General features: G+C 55.2%; 12 protein-coding genes and 2 pseudogenes. 11 read left to right on the top strand and 3 right to left on the bottom strand.

Annotated features, from left to right (window positions below):
• Positions 1 to 3: 3 nt before the first annotated feature.
• Positions 4 to 1224: an APC family permease gene (locus tag ACR3EL_RS10775; RefSeq protein WP_170343043.1), complete on the bottom strand. Its 1221-nt coding sequence runs from the start codon at positions 1222 to 1224 to the stop codon at positions 4 to 6.
• 755 nt (positions 1225 to 1979) lie between these two features.
• Here ACR3EL_RS10775 and ACR3EL_RS10770 point away from each other — a divergent pair.
• Positions 1980 to 2387: a c-type cytochrome gene (locus ACR3EL_RS10770; RefSeq protein ID WP_141138522.1), complete on the top strand. Its 408-nt coding sequence runs from the start codon at positions 1980 to 1982 to the stop codon at positions 2385 to 2387.
• Here ACR3EL_RS10770 and ACR3EL_RS10765 read toward each other — a convergent pair whose 3' ends face one another.
• Entirely contained in the window at positions 2388 to 3560 is a 1173-nt protein-coding gene (locus ACR3EL_RS10765) for a cation:proton antiporter (RefSeq protein WP_480721557.1), read from the bottom strand. It lies immediately after the preceding gene.
• Between the two features lie 201 nt (positions 3561 to 3761).
• Between ACR3EL_RS10765 and ACR3EL_RS10760 the strand changes: the two genes are divergently transcribed.
• From ACR3EL_RS10760 to ACR3EL_RS10715, 10 genes and pseudogenes are all read left to right on the top strand, one after another.
• Positions 3762 to 4211 (top strand): phasin family protein, encoded by a 450-nt coding sequence (locus ACR3EL_RS10760; protein WP_170343047.1) that lies wholly within the window; start codon positions 3762 to 3764, stop codon positions 4209 to 4211.
• Between the two features lie 57 nt (positions 4212 to 4268).
• Positions 4269 to 4676: a universal stress protein gene (locus tag ACR3EL_RS10755; RefSeq protein ID WP_093964967.1), complete on the top strand. Its 408-nt coding sequence runs from the start codon at positions 4269 to 4271 to the stop codon at positions 4674 to 4676.
• A 108-nt stretch (positions 4677 to 4784) separates the two neighbouring features.
• Positions 4785 to 5492, top strand: a complete 708-nt coding sequence (locus ACR3EL_RS10750) for an IS6 family transposase (RefSeq protein ID WP_480721554.1) — start codon at positions 4785 to 4787, stop codon at positions 5490 to 5492.
• A 394-nt stretch (positions 5493 to 5886) separates the two neighbouring features.
• Positions 5887 to 6096, top strand: a pseudogene (locus tag ACR3EL_RS10745) (integrase core domain-containing protein); the annotation flags it as partial.
• 305 nt (positions 6097 to 6401) lie between these two features.
• The gene (locus ACR3EL_RS10740) at positions 6402 to 7976 is read left to right on the top strand and encodes an ABC transporter substrate-binding protein (RefSeq protein WP_170339360.1); all 1575 of its coding nucleotides are present in this window, start codon (positions 6402 to 6404) and stop codon (positions 7974 to 7976) included.
• A 55-nt stretch (positions 7977 to 8031) separates the two neighbouring features.
• A complete protein-coding gene (locus ACR3EL_RS10735; RefSeq protein WP_480721551.1) occupies positions 8032 to 9585 on the top strand; it encodes an ABC transporter substrate-binding protein in 1554 nt (517 codons plus the stop codon).
• Positions 9586 to 10554, top strand: a complete 969-nt coding sequence (locus ACR3EL_RS10730; RefSeq protein WP_093964992.1) for an ABC transporter permease — start codon at positions 9586 to 9588, stop codon at positions 10552 to 10554.
• A complete protein-coding gene (locus ACR3EL_RS10725) occupies positions 10551 to 11465 on the top strand; it encodes an ABC transporter permease (protein ID WP_170339357.1) in 915 nt (304 codons plus the stop codon). The genes ACR3EL_RS10730 and ACR3EL_RS10725 overlap by 4 nt, the downstream gene beginning before the upstream one ends.
• Positions 11462 to 13150 carry an ABC transporter ATP-binding protein gene (locus ACR3EL_RS10720; protein WP_170339355.1) on the top strand — a complete coding sequence of 563 codons (1689 nt, stop codon included), beginning with the start codon at positions 11462 to 11464 and terminating at the stop codon, positions 13148 to 13150. Before ACR3EL_RS10725 ends, ACR3EL_RS10720 begins: the two co-directional genes overlap by 4 nt.
• A 346-nt stretch (positions 13151 to 13496) precedes the next feature.
• Positions 13497 to 13607, top strand: a pseudogene (locus ACR3EL_RS10715) (integrase); the annotation flags it as partial.
• A gap of 135 nt (positions 13608 to 13742) precedes the next feature.
• Here the strand turns inward: ACR3EL_RS10715 and ACR3EL_RS10710 are convergent.
• The gene (locus ACR3EL_RS10710) at positions 13743 to 14510 is read right to left on the bottom strand and encodes a VOC family protein (RefSeq protein ID WP_480721548.1); all 768 of its coding nucleotides are present in this window, start codon (positions 14508 to 14510) and stop codon (positions 13743 to 13745) included.
• Between the last annotated feature and the right edge of the window lies 1 nt (position 14511).

Here is a 14511-nt window from a genome sequence, read left to right as displayed (position 1 = left end):
CAGTTAGAGAAATCCAGATCCGAAAAGCAATGCACTGGTGATCACCCCAAGGATCGGTATCACAAGAGGAACGCGGAAGTGCTTTGCGGACTCGTCCGGCTTCATCTTCAGCAGGATCAGCGAAATATTGACCAGTACAAAGACGCCGAGAACGATCTGAGACGTGCGCTCTGCCAGAATACCAAGCGGTATAGTTTGGGTCAGCAAAACGATGATCGCCACGACCAGCAAAGTAGCGATAACTGGTGTCTGAGTTGCTTTTGGGACAATCGCCAGAACCTTCGGTAAACGGTTACGGTCAGCTAGGCCGTAGATCACCCGCGAGGCCATGATCATCTGGATCAGTACTCCGTTGACTGTCGCCACAATCGCGACTGCGGAAAAGCCCTGTTTGATCACCTCGGGCGCGTTTGAAAACACAAGCGCGAGGGGGGCTGCGGATGTCGAAAGAACATCGATCGGAACAACAAGTAGAACCGTCATTGAGGTTCCTAGATACAACACGGTCGCCAAAACGAGGGTTAGTAAAATCGCTTTTGGAATCGTGCGGACCGGGTCTTTAACCTCTTCTGCCACGTTGGCCATGTCCTCGAAGCCAACAAATGCAAAGAAGGCGAGAAGTGATGCCGCGAAAATGCCTCTCCACGCGTCGAATTCAAGCGGTGGAAGCATCGAACTGATTCCGTATCCCTGCGGATCCTGAACCGACATGCCCCAGCCAATCACAAAGATAAGGCCTGCGATCTCGATGATCGTAATGACAGCCGCAACAAAGACCGACTCAGTGATCCCCCAAAGTGCGATTAAACCCATGATCAAAACGACGCTGATGGTCAAAACAGGGATCGCAAAACCGGTTAAAGCATGCAGGTATGATGCTGCGCCAATTGCAACTGCAGAGGCAGAGATAATCCCCGAAGCTGCGACCGCGAGGCCGACGAAAACCGCCATCCATCTTTTCTGAAATCCCGCTTCAACATAGGCCGCTTCACCTGCGCTGACGGGAAATCGTGTTGCGAGTTCTGCATACGAAAGCGCGGTGAGTGATACGACGAGCGCGGCTAAAACGAACGAAAACGCTGCAAACGGTCCAGCAATGTCTGCTGTCGCGCCGACTAAAACATAAATGCCCGCTCCGACCGTTACCCCAAGGCCATAAAGCGTGAGCAACGGGGTTGTAAGGGCCCGCCTGAGTTTCTGTTCGTTTGGATCAACAGAGTTCATAAGTGATTTCCGCCAACTGCCCACTCCGAACGTCGTCAGTGGCGTCCTTCTCTTTTTGTCTCGATTGGCGCAGCGGCTTAATCCTATGGTCAAAGCTGCACCGAATGCCGTGTGTCTCAACCTGGGCACATTGGGCGCCAATCAACTAACTGGGGGCTCGCCATCACTCCTGCCGAGCCCCCGTGGGTGGAACTTCCACTCCTTCAAAATTCCATTCACCTTTGTGTTTACTTGGGGACAGGACGGTGAACGTAGAATATGTTGAAACATTCGAATTTCACTATGTAATTCATGTTGGTGCTTTGATCTATGTCAATCACCTCGCTGCGACGGGTCTGCGAGGCTGAACGCAACCCAACTGTCGTTTGTCGTCGGACTTAAAGGCAAAGCAAACATGTTCGATGGTTTCAGATTTAGGGTGGAAAGCAATTCGTGACGCTTTGGAACCTGTTACCAGTCTTGGGCTCGGATGGATGCGCTCAGATGGTTGCATCGCGTGCCTTATCACCTCTGACGAATTCTCAGGTATATGAATATATTGGAAGGAGAACCGTCTGCGCGCAAGGGTGGTGAGGTCAACGATGAGGTGGCGTAGTTGTAGGCCGGCAGGAATAAATTAGGCGCGTACACCAAACGCTATTCGACTGAAACGCCAATCCTCGTACAGGAGCGTCCAAAATGAGCAAGGTCAAAGTGCTTTCTTAAGGATGCCTTATAATTAGATCTTCTTCCGGGGCAGCAAATTGGAGGAGCATATGCAGATTTTTCGAGGGATTTTACTGGCACTGTTCGTCACGGGGCCCGTACTAGCGCAGGAGGTCAGCGTTGATGAGGGAAGTGATTTGTACCGGACGTATTGCTGGCAATGTCACGGTTTCGAAGCAACCGGAGACGGGCCAATGGCGGAAATGCTGGCTATTCGAACACCTGACCTTACCAAATTGGCGGGCGAGAACGGCGGTGTGTTTCCGATAGATCTTATAGCTGAACAGATTGACGGTCGTTCACAATTGCTCGCCCATGGGGGCGAAATGCCAATCTTTGGCGCGGTGTTTGAGACAGACCAACAAATCGCGGTGGCTCTGCCTAATGGGCAACCTATGATGGTAGGCCTGCCGTTGGCGAATTTGCTCGCCTTTCTTGAATCGATCCAGTCTGAATAGTTACTTACCAATCTGCTCATCTGTGTCAGCCGTTCGTCTGATTGACATGAGAGTCAACGGCGGCCCCAACACCTCGAAGGCCACAGCGCTGGCTAGAGTAAAGGCCATGATCGACGCGGCCCAATGTGGAAATTGCTCTCCGGCGACGAGGGCCATTCCTACCGCGACACCGGCCTGTGGTAACAAAGCTGGGCCGTACCAGCGGGTCTGACGGCTAGGCAGGCCGCCAAGTCTCGCTCCACAATAACCCCCGACGAGGCGGGCTACGGCGCGCAAGAATAGGAAAAGACCACCAGCCCAGCCCATCAAGCCGAAGGCTTCAATATCCAGCGTGGCGCCAGCCAGTAGGAAGAACAAAATCATGAACGGCCACTGAATGTGCTCAATCTCATGAAAAGCACGGTCGTGATGGCGGGCAAGATTCCCAATAACTGCGCCAGCAACCATGCTTGCGACAAGGAACGAAACTTCTAGCCACAACGAAAAGCCTGCTGTCAGAAACACGATTCCCACCGCTTCGGCTTGCATTGGCTCTCCCGGCTTCAAGCGACCTGTGAGGTAAGCGGATGGCACGCCTAGCGCGGAACCCAACAAAATAGCCCCTCCGAAATCCCACATCGCTGTGGTCGTGACGGTGGCCCAACCATCCGAATGACCGGCCAGAACCAAGGCGATGCTGAAAACGATCAGACCCCAAGCGTCATCAATTGCGACGACGCCCTTTAATGTCTCTGTGAAGCTGTTGGACACCCCAGATTGCTTGATCACGTCTGTCATGGCGGCCGGAGCCGTAGCCGTAGCAATTGCCGCCAGCACCAGTGCCAACCCGAAGGGTACGCCGATTGCGGTCAATCCAGCAGACACGATAACAAGGGTTGCAACCACGATTGAAATCGAAATCGTCAGAATGGCTCTGCCATGCCGAACCAGGTTCTCGCGGGTTAAGGAACCTCCAAGAAGAAACGCGACCATCGTTAAAGCCACAATGGAAATCTCGTCGAACCACATTGCAACGTCGAGTGGGATCAAACCCATTCGGGCGTTCCCGGCGATCAGACCGAGGAAAAGCAAGGTTGTAACACGAGGAAGATGCGTTACCCGGCCAAGTTGGTCGGCCGCCAATCCGGCAAGGAAGAGGACACCTAGGGTAATCAGAAAGCCGGCAATGTGCATAGAGATCCAAGCGTTAAGTTCTTGTCTAAACTACTTTAACTCCACCCCTGCCATCTTGGAACCGATGTCGGAGAGAATGCCAATGTCCCGTGGCAGCCTAAGCCGAAGATCCTAAAAAATGGGGGATATTGATCTGTATTAAGGCGAAAGCGCGCCGCAGGTGGCACAATAGCTCATTAAGGAAATGAGGAGGAACTTTCGATGCCGACAAAGAAATCTAGCACAAATAGCCCGACCTCACTTGTGGATGTTTTCAAGCAAATGCAGCCGCCCATGTCTGGCAATCCAGCCTTCGGTGCCCAGATCGAACAATTTTGGGACGCACAAGAAAAAATGCTCGAAGAAACAGAGGCCTTTGCGCAGCATTGGTTCGAACGGCGTCATGAGGCGGTTCGGACGGCTCTACAAGCTGCACGCAAAGTGTCTTCTGCGAACCCGTCCGATCCATCGAAAGCCCTTCAGAGTATGACGGAGTGGCAGCGCCATTCGGCTGAGCGGTTGGTTGCTGACGCGCAGGAATGGTTCGAAACCGTGTCTCGTTGTGCATCTTATGTCGCTGAAACCGAAGCTGAAGCTGTTGAGAAAACAGTTGATGATGTCGTAGCCGCTACAAACAGCGCGGGGAAATCTTCAAAGTCTGAGCCTGTTTAGGGTTCGTGCCGCCGAAAAACCAAACTGAAATCATCGGAGCAGTAGATAGGAGGTCAAATGTACAAAAACATCCTGATCCCGGTTGCTCTGGACAAAGAACACGACACTCAAGCGTCGTTTAAGGCTGCGCGCCAATTGGCTGATGCCGACGCTGTTTTCACCGTTGTGCACGTCCAAGAACCTATTCCGGCATATGTGGGTTCTCAGATTCCAAGTGAAGTGCTTGCACATACGCGGCATGAGATATTGGAGAATCTGCATAACACTGCCTCTGAAATCTCAGACGCGAAGGTACAGCTCATCTCCGGGCATGCGGGTAGGGCAATTGTCGAATTCGCAAACCAGAGCGACGCCGATTGCATCGTCTTAGCTTCGCATAAGCCCGGATTCGAGGACATATTTCTAGGTTCCACTGCGAACAGAGTCGTGCATCATGCCAAGTGTTCGGTTCACGTAATTCGGTGATCCAAAGCTAGCGATGCGAGATCTCTGTGGGGTCTTGTCAGAAGAACTTGGGGTCTTGTCAGAAGAACTTGTCTTGAGGCAGGCAGGACGGTTGCGTAGCTTTTGCCCATGACCAAACCTGCCTCTTTCAAGTACTTCAAAACCAGTCCCGAGGTCATCCGCCTTGCGGTGATGCTGTACATCCGTTTCCCGCTCTCGCTTCGAAATGTCGAAGATCTGTTGCACGAGCGAGGCATCGACGTGAGCCACGAAACCGTCCGATATTGGTGGAACAGGTTTGGTCCAATGTTTGCAGCTGAGATCCGACGGAAGCGTGTGCAGCAGCTGCGCGCGTTCTCGAAATGGAAGTGGCACGTGGACGAGGTTTTCGTAAAGGTGAATGGCAAGCGACATTATCTGTGGCGTGCAGTAGATCACGAAGGTGAAGTGCTGGAAGCAGTTGTCACCAAGCACCGAAACAAGGCTGCAGCACTGAAATTTCTCAAGAAATTGATGAAGCGGCACGGCTGCGCCGAAGAGATCGTCACAGATCGCTTCGCTTCCTACAAGGCTGCCCTTAGAGATTTGGGTGCTCTCAAAAAACAACAGACGGGCAGGTGGCTAAACAACCGCGTCGAGAATTCGCACCTGCCGTTTCGACGACGTGAACGCGCGATGCAGCGTTTCAGGCGCATGCGAAGTCTACAGAAATTCGCCTCCGTCCATTCCTCCGTGTACAACCACTTCAACCAGGAAAGATCGCTAGCCAGCCGAGACTCCTTCAAGCAGACACGCACCGCCGCTCTTAGCGAGTGGCGTCAACTTTGTTCCGGATAGGTTCGCGGTTTTCGCGGTAAACTGAGACTGGTTCGAATTCGTCTGACAGCACCGCCACTCACTCCCGCCTTTCTCCACTGATTTTTTCGGCACGGGTTTCTGTGTGTATTGCCGTGGGCTGTGCCGCTCTGCCTCGATCAGGGAAGATTCCAAAAAGTACAACTATGGCACGGTTCTGACGCCAGTCTCGGTTCCGTATTTTCGCGGGGTTGCTTTGCGCGGGTTTTCCCTGATTGCTGGGAGTTTACAGTGAATTTCGGCATCTTTGGCGGAAATTCCTGATTGCGCCTTTGTGGTAATGTTATGATATCAATAAGTTACGCCCCAAAACTCCCTAAACTGTGGAACCGGGAAACTTTTTCACGGTAACAGGGAAGCTCTGCGCCGGAGCCGGGTCGACAACCGGATGATCGAACGGCTGTGGCGGTCGCTGAAATACGAATGCGTTTTCCTGAACGCGTTTGAGACCGGCTCAGAGGCACGGGAGGGAAACGGGCGCTGGATCGACTATTGCAACGCTGATCGGCCCCACTCGACCCACGGCATCTTGACCCCGAACGAGGCTTATGTGACCAAACCTGAATCCAAGAAAACGGCAGCCTGAAACGAAACCAAGATACACCTTAATCTAGGCTGCAAAATGGTCAAAAAAGTAGAACCACCTCTGCTTGATTATTGCGGTTTGTGTTCCTCTCGTCTGAGTAATAGACACTTGATGCGGTGTTTTTTGGGAGAGTGGCTGTCCTTCTAAAATCCCGGGTCGCTTACGTTTAGCAAATCAGCACCGAGTTGAACGATTGACATGCATTCGCAGTTGGTATGCTATCCGCAACCATAACGTTAACAGAAATTTGCGACACAGTATCGTGAATTCAATGCGGTTAAACGACTGCAACATGGGAGAAAATAATGAAAAATCCAATACTCGTACTGACGCTGTTGATGACGACGACGTCTTTGGCCAGTGCCGAAACTCTGCGTTGGGCGCGCTCGGGGGATGCGCTGACGCTTGACCCGCATTCGCAGAACGAAGGGCCAACGCATACCGTGCGCCACCAGATGTATGAACCTCTGATCATTCGCGATACGAGCGGTGCATTTGAGCCTGCGCTTGCGACTGATTGGGCCCCCAGCGAGAGCGATCCGAATGTCTGGGTGTTCAACCTGCGTCAGGGCGTGAAATTCCATGACGGCGCCGATTTCACCGCAGAAGACGTGGTGTTCAGCATCAACCGTGCGAAGCAGCCTAACTCGGACATGAAAGAACTGATCAATTCGATTGTCGAGGTACGCGCTGTCGACGACCACACGATCGAGATCGAGACGGACGGTCCGAACCCCATTCTGCCTGCGAACCTCACCGACCTGTTCATCATGGACAAAGGCTGGACCGAGGCGAATAACGCGGTCAACGTTCAGGATTTTGAAGGCGGTGAGATCACCTTTGCGACCGTCAATGTGAATGGAACCGGCCCCTACAAACTGGTCAGCCGCGAACCGGACGTCAAAACGGTGATGGAGCGGAACGAAGATTATTGGGGGCGTGATCAGTTCCCGATGGCGATCAGCGAAATCATCTATACCCCGATCCAGAATGACGCGACCCGCGTTGCGGCGATGCTGTCGGGCGAGGTGAACTTCCTTCAGGATATGCCGGTGCAGGACCTGGACCGGGTGAATGCCGTCGACGGTTTGGTCGTCAAACAAGCGCCGCAAAACCGGGTGATCTTCTTTGGCATGAACCAGGGCGCGGACGACATCGAGGCGGATAACGTCGATGGCAAGAACCCACTTGCCGACGTCCGCGTTCGTCGGGCCATGTCCAAAGCGATCAATCGAGATGCCATCCAACAGGTGGTCATGCGCGGTCAGTCGCAACCCGCCGGGATGATCGCCCCGCCGTTCGTGAACGGCTGGACTGCCGAGATGGACAGTGAAAGCGGCACGGACATTGAAGGTGCAAAGGCGCTTTTGGCCGAAGCGGGTTATCCGGACGGTTTCTCAATCCGGCTGGATTGTCCCAACGACCGGTACATCAATGACGAAGGGATCTGTCAGGCCGCTGTCGGGATGCTGGGTCAGATTGGCATCACTGTGAATCTGGATGCCAAACCGAAAGCACAACATTTCCCGCTGATCACGGACGGAAAGACCGATTTCTACATGCTGGGCTGGGGCGTTCCGACGTATGACTCGGAATACATCTTCAACTTCCTGGTCCATGGCCGTGAAAGCGACATTGGAACATGGAACGGCACCGGGTATGACAATGATGAGTTGGATGCCAAGATCAAGTCGCTGGCCTCGAACACGGATCTCGTCGCGCGAGATCAGGCTATCGCCGAGATCTGGCGCGTGGTGCAGGATGAACAGCTGTATATTCCGATCCACCATCAAGTGTTGAACTGGGGTATGGCTGAAAACCTGGACATCAACGTTGATCCCGAAGATCAGCCTATGGTCAAGCATTTTGGCCTGAACTAAGAAACGTGGCCGGGCCTCGGGATGCGAGGCCCGCCACCAAAGAGTGGGAGCTATCATGAAACGTCTGACCACTGCCGTGCTATTCTGCGCGCTTGCCTTGCCCGTCGCAGGCGAAGAGTTCACGTTTGCCGTTACAACGGACCCGCAAACAATGGATCCTCATGCTGTCAACTCTGCCCCGGTTCTAGGTTTCTTGAACAATGTCTACGAAGGGCTTGTGCGCCGGGGCAAGGACATGACCATTGAACCGGCGCTGGCCACGAGTTGGGAGACCATCGGGGACGGAGCTGGATGGCGGTTCAAACTGCGCGAGGGCGTAACGTTTCATGATGGTTCTGAATTCAATGCGGATGACGTGATCTTCTCGTACCAGCGGGCGTCTGACGAAAATTCGGACACCCGCAGCTGGTTCGCGCCCGTCAGCGAGGTGGTGAAGGTCGACGACTACACCGTCGATGTCATGACCACCGCGCCGAACCCGATTTTCCCGGACAGCATTGCCAACTGGATGATCATGGATAGCGGTTGGGCTGAGGCAAACGACGCAGCACTGCCTGACAAAGAAACGGGCAACTATGCGACCCTGAACGCCAATGGCACCGGTGCTTTCCGAGTTACCGCGCGAGAGCCGGGCCTGCGCACTGTTCTGGAACCGTTTGACGGCTGGTGGGACACAGCAGAACACAACCTGACCCGCGCTGAACTGGTGCCAATCCAAAACCCGGCGACCGCTCTGGCGGCTTTGTTGTCTGGAGATGTGGACTTCATCAACCCGGTCCCAATTCAGGATGTGGCTCGGTTGCAAGGCAATCCGGATGTGAAGGTCATTCAGGGCGTCGAAGCGCGCGTGATCATGTTGGGCTTTGATCAGCAGGAAGGCGCGAGTGAAGCCGGGCAGGGTGGCTCGGACCTGTTCCGAGATGTGCGCGTCCGCGAGGCGGTAGCAAAGGCAGTAAACGTTCCCGCTATCCTGCAAACCATCATGCGTGGCAATGCTGAGGTGGCGAGCCAGTTGGTCAGTCCTGCGATGCGTGGCTATTCGGCTGCGAATGCGGATCCCTATGGCTACGATCCCGAGAGTGCCAAAGCTTTGCTGGCTGAGGCTGGCGCTGAGGGGGCCGAGATCAGCTTTAAGTGCCCCAACAATCGCTACTTGAACGACGAAGCCGTTTGCCAGGCGATCACCGCCATGCTGTCTCAGGCCGGGCTGAACGTGACGCTCGATGCGATGCCGGTTCAGAACTACTGGCCTGAATTGCGGGCCGACAATTTTGATATGTATCTGTTGGGTTGGTCACCCGGTACGTTCGATGCCGAGCATCCCGTGCGTTTCCTCGCTTCGACCCCAAATGAGGAAAAGAAGTTGGGTTCGTGGAATTTTGGCGGCTATTCGAACGCTCGCGTGGATGAATTGCTGCCGCTGATCCAGTCCGAGATTGACGAACCCACACGTCAGGCAATGCTGGACGAGGTGGCAGGTATCCTGCACGACGAGGTGGCCTATGTACCGCTATACGTTCAACCGTTGGTCTGGGGCGCGCGCAGCAATATCGAGCTGACACAACGGCCCGACAACTTCTTCCTTCTGCGCTGGGTAACGGTCAACTAAATGCTGTCATACATTATCAGGCGTGTGGCTCAGTCGGCGCTGGTTCTGTTCGTAGTGGGCCTGGTCGCCTTTTCCATGTTCCGCTTTGTCGGCGATCCGATCGACAATATGCTGGGACAAGAGCGGACCATGGAAGATGTGGAACGTCTGCGGGCGCAGTTGGGGCTCGATCAGCCGTTTCCGGTGCAATATGTGAAGTTTCTGCAGGAAGCGGTACAGGGCAATTTCGGCGTCAGCTTCCGTCAAGGGCGTCCGGTCGCGGAAATCCTGGCCGAACGCGCTCCGGCAACGTTGGAACTGGCGCTGGTCTCAGCCGTGTTTGCCATAGTCTTGGGCATCGCGCTGGGTGTGTTCACCGCAATCCGGCGAGACGGGTTTGCAGCGAATTTCATCATGTCAGCCTCTCTGATCGGGGTGTCCCTGCCGACGTTCCTGATCGGGATCCTGTTGATTTACATCTTCTCGGTCGAACTTGGCTGGCTGCCCAGCTTTGGACGCGGAGAAGTCGTAGACCTGGGTTGGTGGAGCACCGGCTTGCTGACAAGCAGTGGCCTCAAGGCGCTGATCCTGCCCGCGATTACATTGGGTTTATACCAGATGACCCTCATCATGCGGCTGGTGCGCTCCGAGATGCTGGAAGTACTCCGGCAAGACTATATCCGCTTTGCCCGCGCCCGTGGGCTGAGTGACCGGACCATCAATTTCCGCCATGCGCTGAAGAATACTATGGTCCCGGTCATTACCATTATCGGCCTGCAACTGGGCGCCATCATCGCCTTTGCCATCATCACCGAGACAGTGTTTCAGTGGCCGGGCCTGGGCCTTCTGTTCATCAATGCAATCCAATTCGTGGATATCCCTGTCATGGCAGCATACTTGATGATGATCTCGGTCATCTTTGTCACCATCAACCTTGCGGTCGATATCCTTTACGCCTTTATCGACCCGCGCCTGAGGGTCAGCGCATGAGCCGTGTGAAACGCATTCTGGATAGCGACCAGTTCTACGCCTTCCGCCGCTCGCCTGTCGCCATGGTGTCGGCGACGGTGGCATTGATCCTGATCCTAGCCACGATCCTCGCACCACTGATTGCGCCGACAAACCCGTTTGACCCGGCCAGCCTGAACCTTATGAATGGCTTCACCCCGCCGATGGAACCCAATGCCTTTACAGGCGAAACCTTCGTAATGGGCACAGACGATCAGGGGCGCGATGTGTTCTCGACCATCCTCTACGGAATGCGGATCTCGCTATTCGTTGGGGTGGCGGCCGTTCTGTTCGCGATGGTTCTTGGGATCATACTGGGCCTGCTATCGGGGTATTTCGGCGGGTGGACCGAAACCATCATCATGCGCACGGCGGATGTGCAGCTGACTTTCCCATCGATCCTTCTGGCCATGCTGATCTTTGGGATCGCCAAAGGCATTACCCCGGTGGAGTATCGCGACCAGATGGCGATTTGGGTGTTGATTCTGGCCATTGGACTGTCCGATTGGGTGCAGTTTGCTCGGGTAGTTCGGGGCGCAACGCTGGTTGAGAAGAACAAGGATTACGTCGCCGCCGCTCGCATCATCGGGCAAAGCCCGCTGACCATCATGCTGCGCCATATCCTGCCCAATGTGCTGTCACCGGTGCTGGTGATCGCGACTATCTCATTGGCGCTGGCTATCATTGCCGAGGCGACGCTTAGTTTCCTTGGCGTTGGCGCGCCACCGACACAGCCCTCGCTGGGGACGCTGATCCGCATCGGGCAGGGCTTCCTGTTCTCGGGTGAGTGGTGGATTCTGTTCTTCCCGGCATGCACCCTGCTGGCATTGGCGCTGAGTGTAAACCTGCTGGGCGACTGGCTGCGTGACGTTCTGAACCCGAGGCTGAAATGACCGATCCAGTTCTTTCGATCCGCAACCTGACAGTGGAAATCCCCACTCGCCACGGCATCTTTAAGCCGGTCGAGCATGTGACCTACGACCTGCATCCTGGCGAAATCCGAGGCGTCGTCGGCGAAAGCGGTGCTGGCAAGTCCATGACCGGCAATGCCGTGATCGGCCTGCTGGATCCCCCGGCCCACGTCTCCGAAGGTGAGGTCTGGCTGAACGGTCGCCGGATTGACGAACTGGACGCCGAGGACAAACGCCGAATCCGAGGCAAAGAGATCGGCATGATCTTTCAGGACCCGTTAACCTCGCTGAACCCGTTGTTCACCGTGGGTGAGCAATTGGTCGAGACGATCCAGCTGCACCTCGGCCTTTCGGCTTCCGAGGCCAAAAAGCGCGCCATTGCGCTGCTGGATCGAGTGTCCATCCCAGACCCGGCGGACCGTTTCAACCAGTATCCACACCAGTTTTCCGGCGGGATGCGTCAGCGGGTGGTAATCGCGCTTGCACTCTGTACCGAGCCCAGCGTTCTGATCGCGGACGAACCCACAACGGCCTTGGATGTGTCTGTCCAAGCGCAGGTGCTGGATCTGATCAAGGAACTGGCGAAAGAGCGTCAGGTGGGCGTGATCCTCGTCACCCACGATATGGGCGTTATCGCCGACACCACCGACTCGGTGACCGTGATGTATTCCGGTCATGTGGTTGAAAGCGGTACGACTGATCAGATCCTCGGCGCACCGAAACATGAGTATACCAAATCTCTGATTGCCGCCGTGCCGCGGCCGCATACCAAAGTCGAGCGTTTCCCAGTGGTCAATTATGGCGAGCGGGAAAGAACCTTCAAGATCGAAGATCTGGCGGCCCATTGGGACAAGACCGATCTGTCGAAATCCGGCAAACTGCTGGAAATCGAAAACATAACTAAGACGTTCCTGCAAAAAGGCGGGCTGCTGCCATCGCAACGCAAGTACTTCACTGCCGTCGATCAAGTGAGTTTCGACATTCGCGACGGAGAGGTTTTCGGCCTTGTCGGCGAAAGTGGCTCTGGCAAGTCCACAGTCGCCCGGATGATTGGAACACTCTATCCCGTGGACGGTGGGCGGGTGATCTTTGATGGCGAAGACGTCACAGTGATGGAGGCAGAGGCCCTGCAAGCCTACCGCCGCCAGATCCAGATGATCTTTCAAGACCCGTTCTCCAGCCTTAACCCCCGCATGAGGGTCGGGGACCTCGTGGCTGAGCCCATTCATCATCACAAAATCCTGCCCAAGCCCGCTATTGAACCGCGCGTGCGCGAATTGCTTGACTGGGTTGGCCTGGCCAAGGACGCGTGGCGTAAGTATCCACACGAGTTTTCTGGTGGGCAGCGTCAGCGCATTTGTATTGCTCGCGCCCTCGCAACTCAGCCCCGTTTTCTGATCTGCGATGAGCCGACCAGCGCCCTGGACGTATCCATTCAGGCGCAAATCCTGAACATTCTCAAAGACCTGCAAGAACATCTGGGCCTGACTATGCTCTTTATCAGCCATGATCTCCCGGTCGTACGTCAGATGTGTGACCGGGTGGGCGTGATGCGACATGGGAAGCTGCTTGAGGTTCAGGAGACGGACTCGTTGTTCGAAGCACCAGAGCATCCGTATACACGGGAACTCTTGGACTTGATGCCACGGCTGAAGCAATTGGCATAACCCTAACGGTTTGGTTTTGCATCGGTTATTCCAGAAGTAGTTGTTTGAGAGGTGCTCGCGCAAGCAATCAACGGTAGTTTGAACTCAAACACCGACTTGAGTTGGCCCCATCGCAAAGCGTCTGGTACTCGTTATCGACCCAACTTCGGACCCGGACGAAGCTGAATGAAATGCAATCTCGGTCAATGAGGTCTGCGTCGCAAAAAGCGTGATGGTGGCCGCCGAGTGACCCAAAACAAACCCCATTCTCAGGCCTAAGTGACTCATCTGTGTCGAAGTCGCAGCCGACGGCAGTAATGCGGTTTGCGACTTCAGAATTCAGGATATCCCTTGAAAGACAGCTTTCCACATCTCGAAACGGCAATACGCGAGACTTGTTAGGGACTGGGTGTCGGCCATTGGTCTCAAACCAAGCGGCTACGGTTCACACCCCCTATGCCGGACCAAAGCATCGGAGAACTGACCTCAGAAACAAGTCTGCGGCTGGATTCCAACCAATACACTGTCCACTAGCGCGCATAAGCGCTGAGTTCCGGACCTTGCAGAGCGGAAAATATCCGCTCTGCAGTTCCTGAATAGAATCTGCAGGTGGCTAGAAAGGGTTTGCCTGCTTGCCGCCGAACGCAAACGGCACTCCGTCCGGATCACACAGGATGGGGATTTGAGCTTGAACGGATTCGCTTAAGTTCAAGGAGGCCGGATGCGCCCCTTTGGTTTCAGCGGCACGGAAGGCGTCAGGGACTGAAGCAACTTTTAGGCTCGGGACCCAAGATGCGTTTGAGGCGGTTGCCCAAGTCGCGGCATGCTGGATTGCAACAAGACGGCCCCGAGGCCCGAGGAGAGTGGCGCAATCCTGGTCCCGATCGGGAGACACCTGCCATCCGAAGAGTTCGATGTAGAACGCTTGCGGAAAGCCATCACCGTTTCCGATATACACTTCAGGACCAAATTGCCGTCTCGGCACGGGGAAACTGTGCCGAGACAGCGAAATCCCCACCAAAGCGCCGAGCGGATCGCGAACGAGTGCGTTGCGCCCGACGCCCGGCACCTCGAATGGCTCCCGAACGATTTTGCCTCCGAGCGTGTCGACGCGCTTGGCCGCCAGGTCCACGTCGGGGACCTCGATGTAGGCGACCCAGCCCTTCGCTTGCTCGGGCGGCGTCTCGATTAACCCCGCGCCCGCTTCGTCACCGGAGAGGGCGAGGACGAAATCCTGCTCGCCGCCACCCCATGCAAAATCCGATGCCCGCTCGACTTCATAAGACCAGTCGGCGACGTGCTGGTAGAATGCCATTGAACGCGCCCTGTCTGGTGTAAATAGGTCATGCCATACGATTTCGCCGGCTTTCGACTGTGTCATT

Source organism: Ruegeria sp. BJ3, from assembly GCF_056535665.1.
This window is presented reverse-complemented; position numbering and strand designations above follow the sequence as displayed.

Bases quoted from the DNA above. Each gene is read 5' to 3' on its own strand.
- ACR3EL_RS10775 (WP_170343043.1), bottom strand. From the start codon at position 1,224: ATGAACTCTGTTGATCCAAACGAACAGAAACTCAGGCGGGCCCTTACA.
- ACR3EL_RS10770 (WP_141138522.1), top strand. From the start codon at position 1,980: ATGCAGATTTTTCGAGGGATTTTACTGGCACTGTTCGTCACGGGGCCC.
- ACR3EL_RS10765 (WP_480721557.1), bottom strand. From the start codon at position 3,560: ATGCACATTGCCGGCTTTCTGATTACCCTAGGTGTCCTCTTCCTTGCC.
- ACR3EL_RS10760 (WP_170343047.1), top strand. From the start codon at position 3,762: ATGCCGACAAAGAAATCTAGCACAAATAGCCCGACCTCACTTGTGGAT.
- ACR3EL_RS10755 (WP_093964967.1), top strand. From the start codon at position 4,269: ATGTACAAAAACATCCTGATCCCGGTTGCTCTGGACAAAGAACACGAC.
- ACR3EL_RS10750 (WP_480721554.1), top strand. From the start codon at position 4,785: ATGACCAAACCTGCCTCTTTCAAGTACTTCAAAACCAGTCCCGAGGTC.
- ACR3EL_RS10740 (WP_170339360.1), top strand. From the start codon at position 6,402: ATGAAAAATCCAATACTCGTACTGACGCTGTTGATGACGACGACGTCT.
- ACR3EL_RS10735 (WP_480721551.1), top strand. From the start codon at position 8,032: ATGAAACGTCTGACCACTGCCGTGCTATTCTGCGCGCTTGCCTTGCCC.
- ACR3EL_RS10730 (WP_093964992.1), top strand. From the start codon at position 9,586: ATGCTGTCATACATTATCAGGCGTGTGGCTCAGTCGGCGCTGGTTCTG.
- ACR3EL_RS10725 (WP_170339357.1), top strand. From the start codon at position 10,551: ATGAGCCGTGTGAAACGCATTCTGGATAGCGACCAGTTCTACGCCTTC.
- ACR3EL_RS10720 (WP_170339355.1), top strand. From the start codon at position 11,462: ATGACCGATCCAGTTCTTTCGATCCGCAACCTGACAGTGGAAATCCCC.
- ACR3EL_RS10710 (WP_480721548.1), bottom strand. From the start codon at position 14,510: ATGACACAGTCGAAAGCCGGCGAAATCGTATGGCATGACCTATTTACA.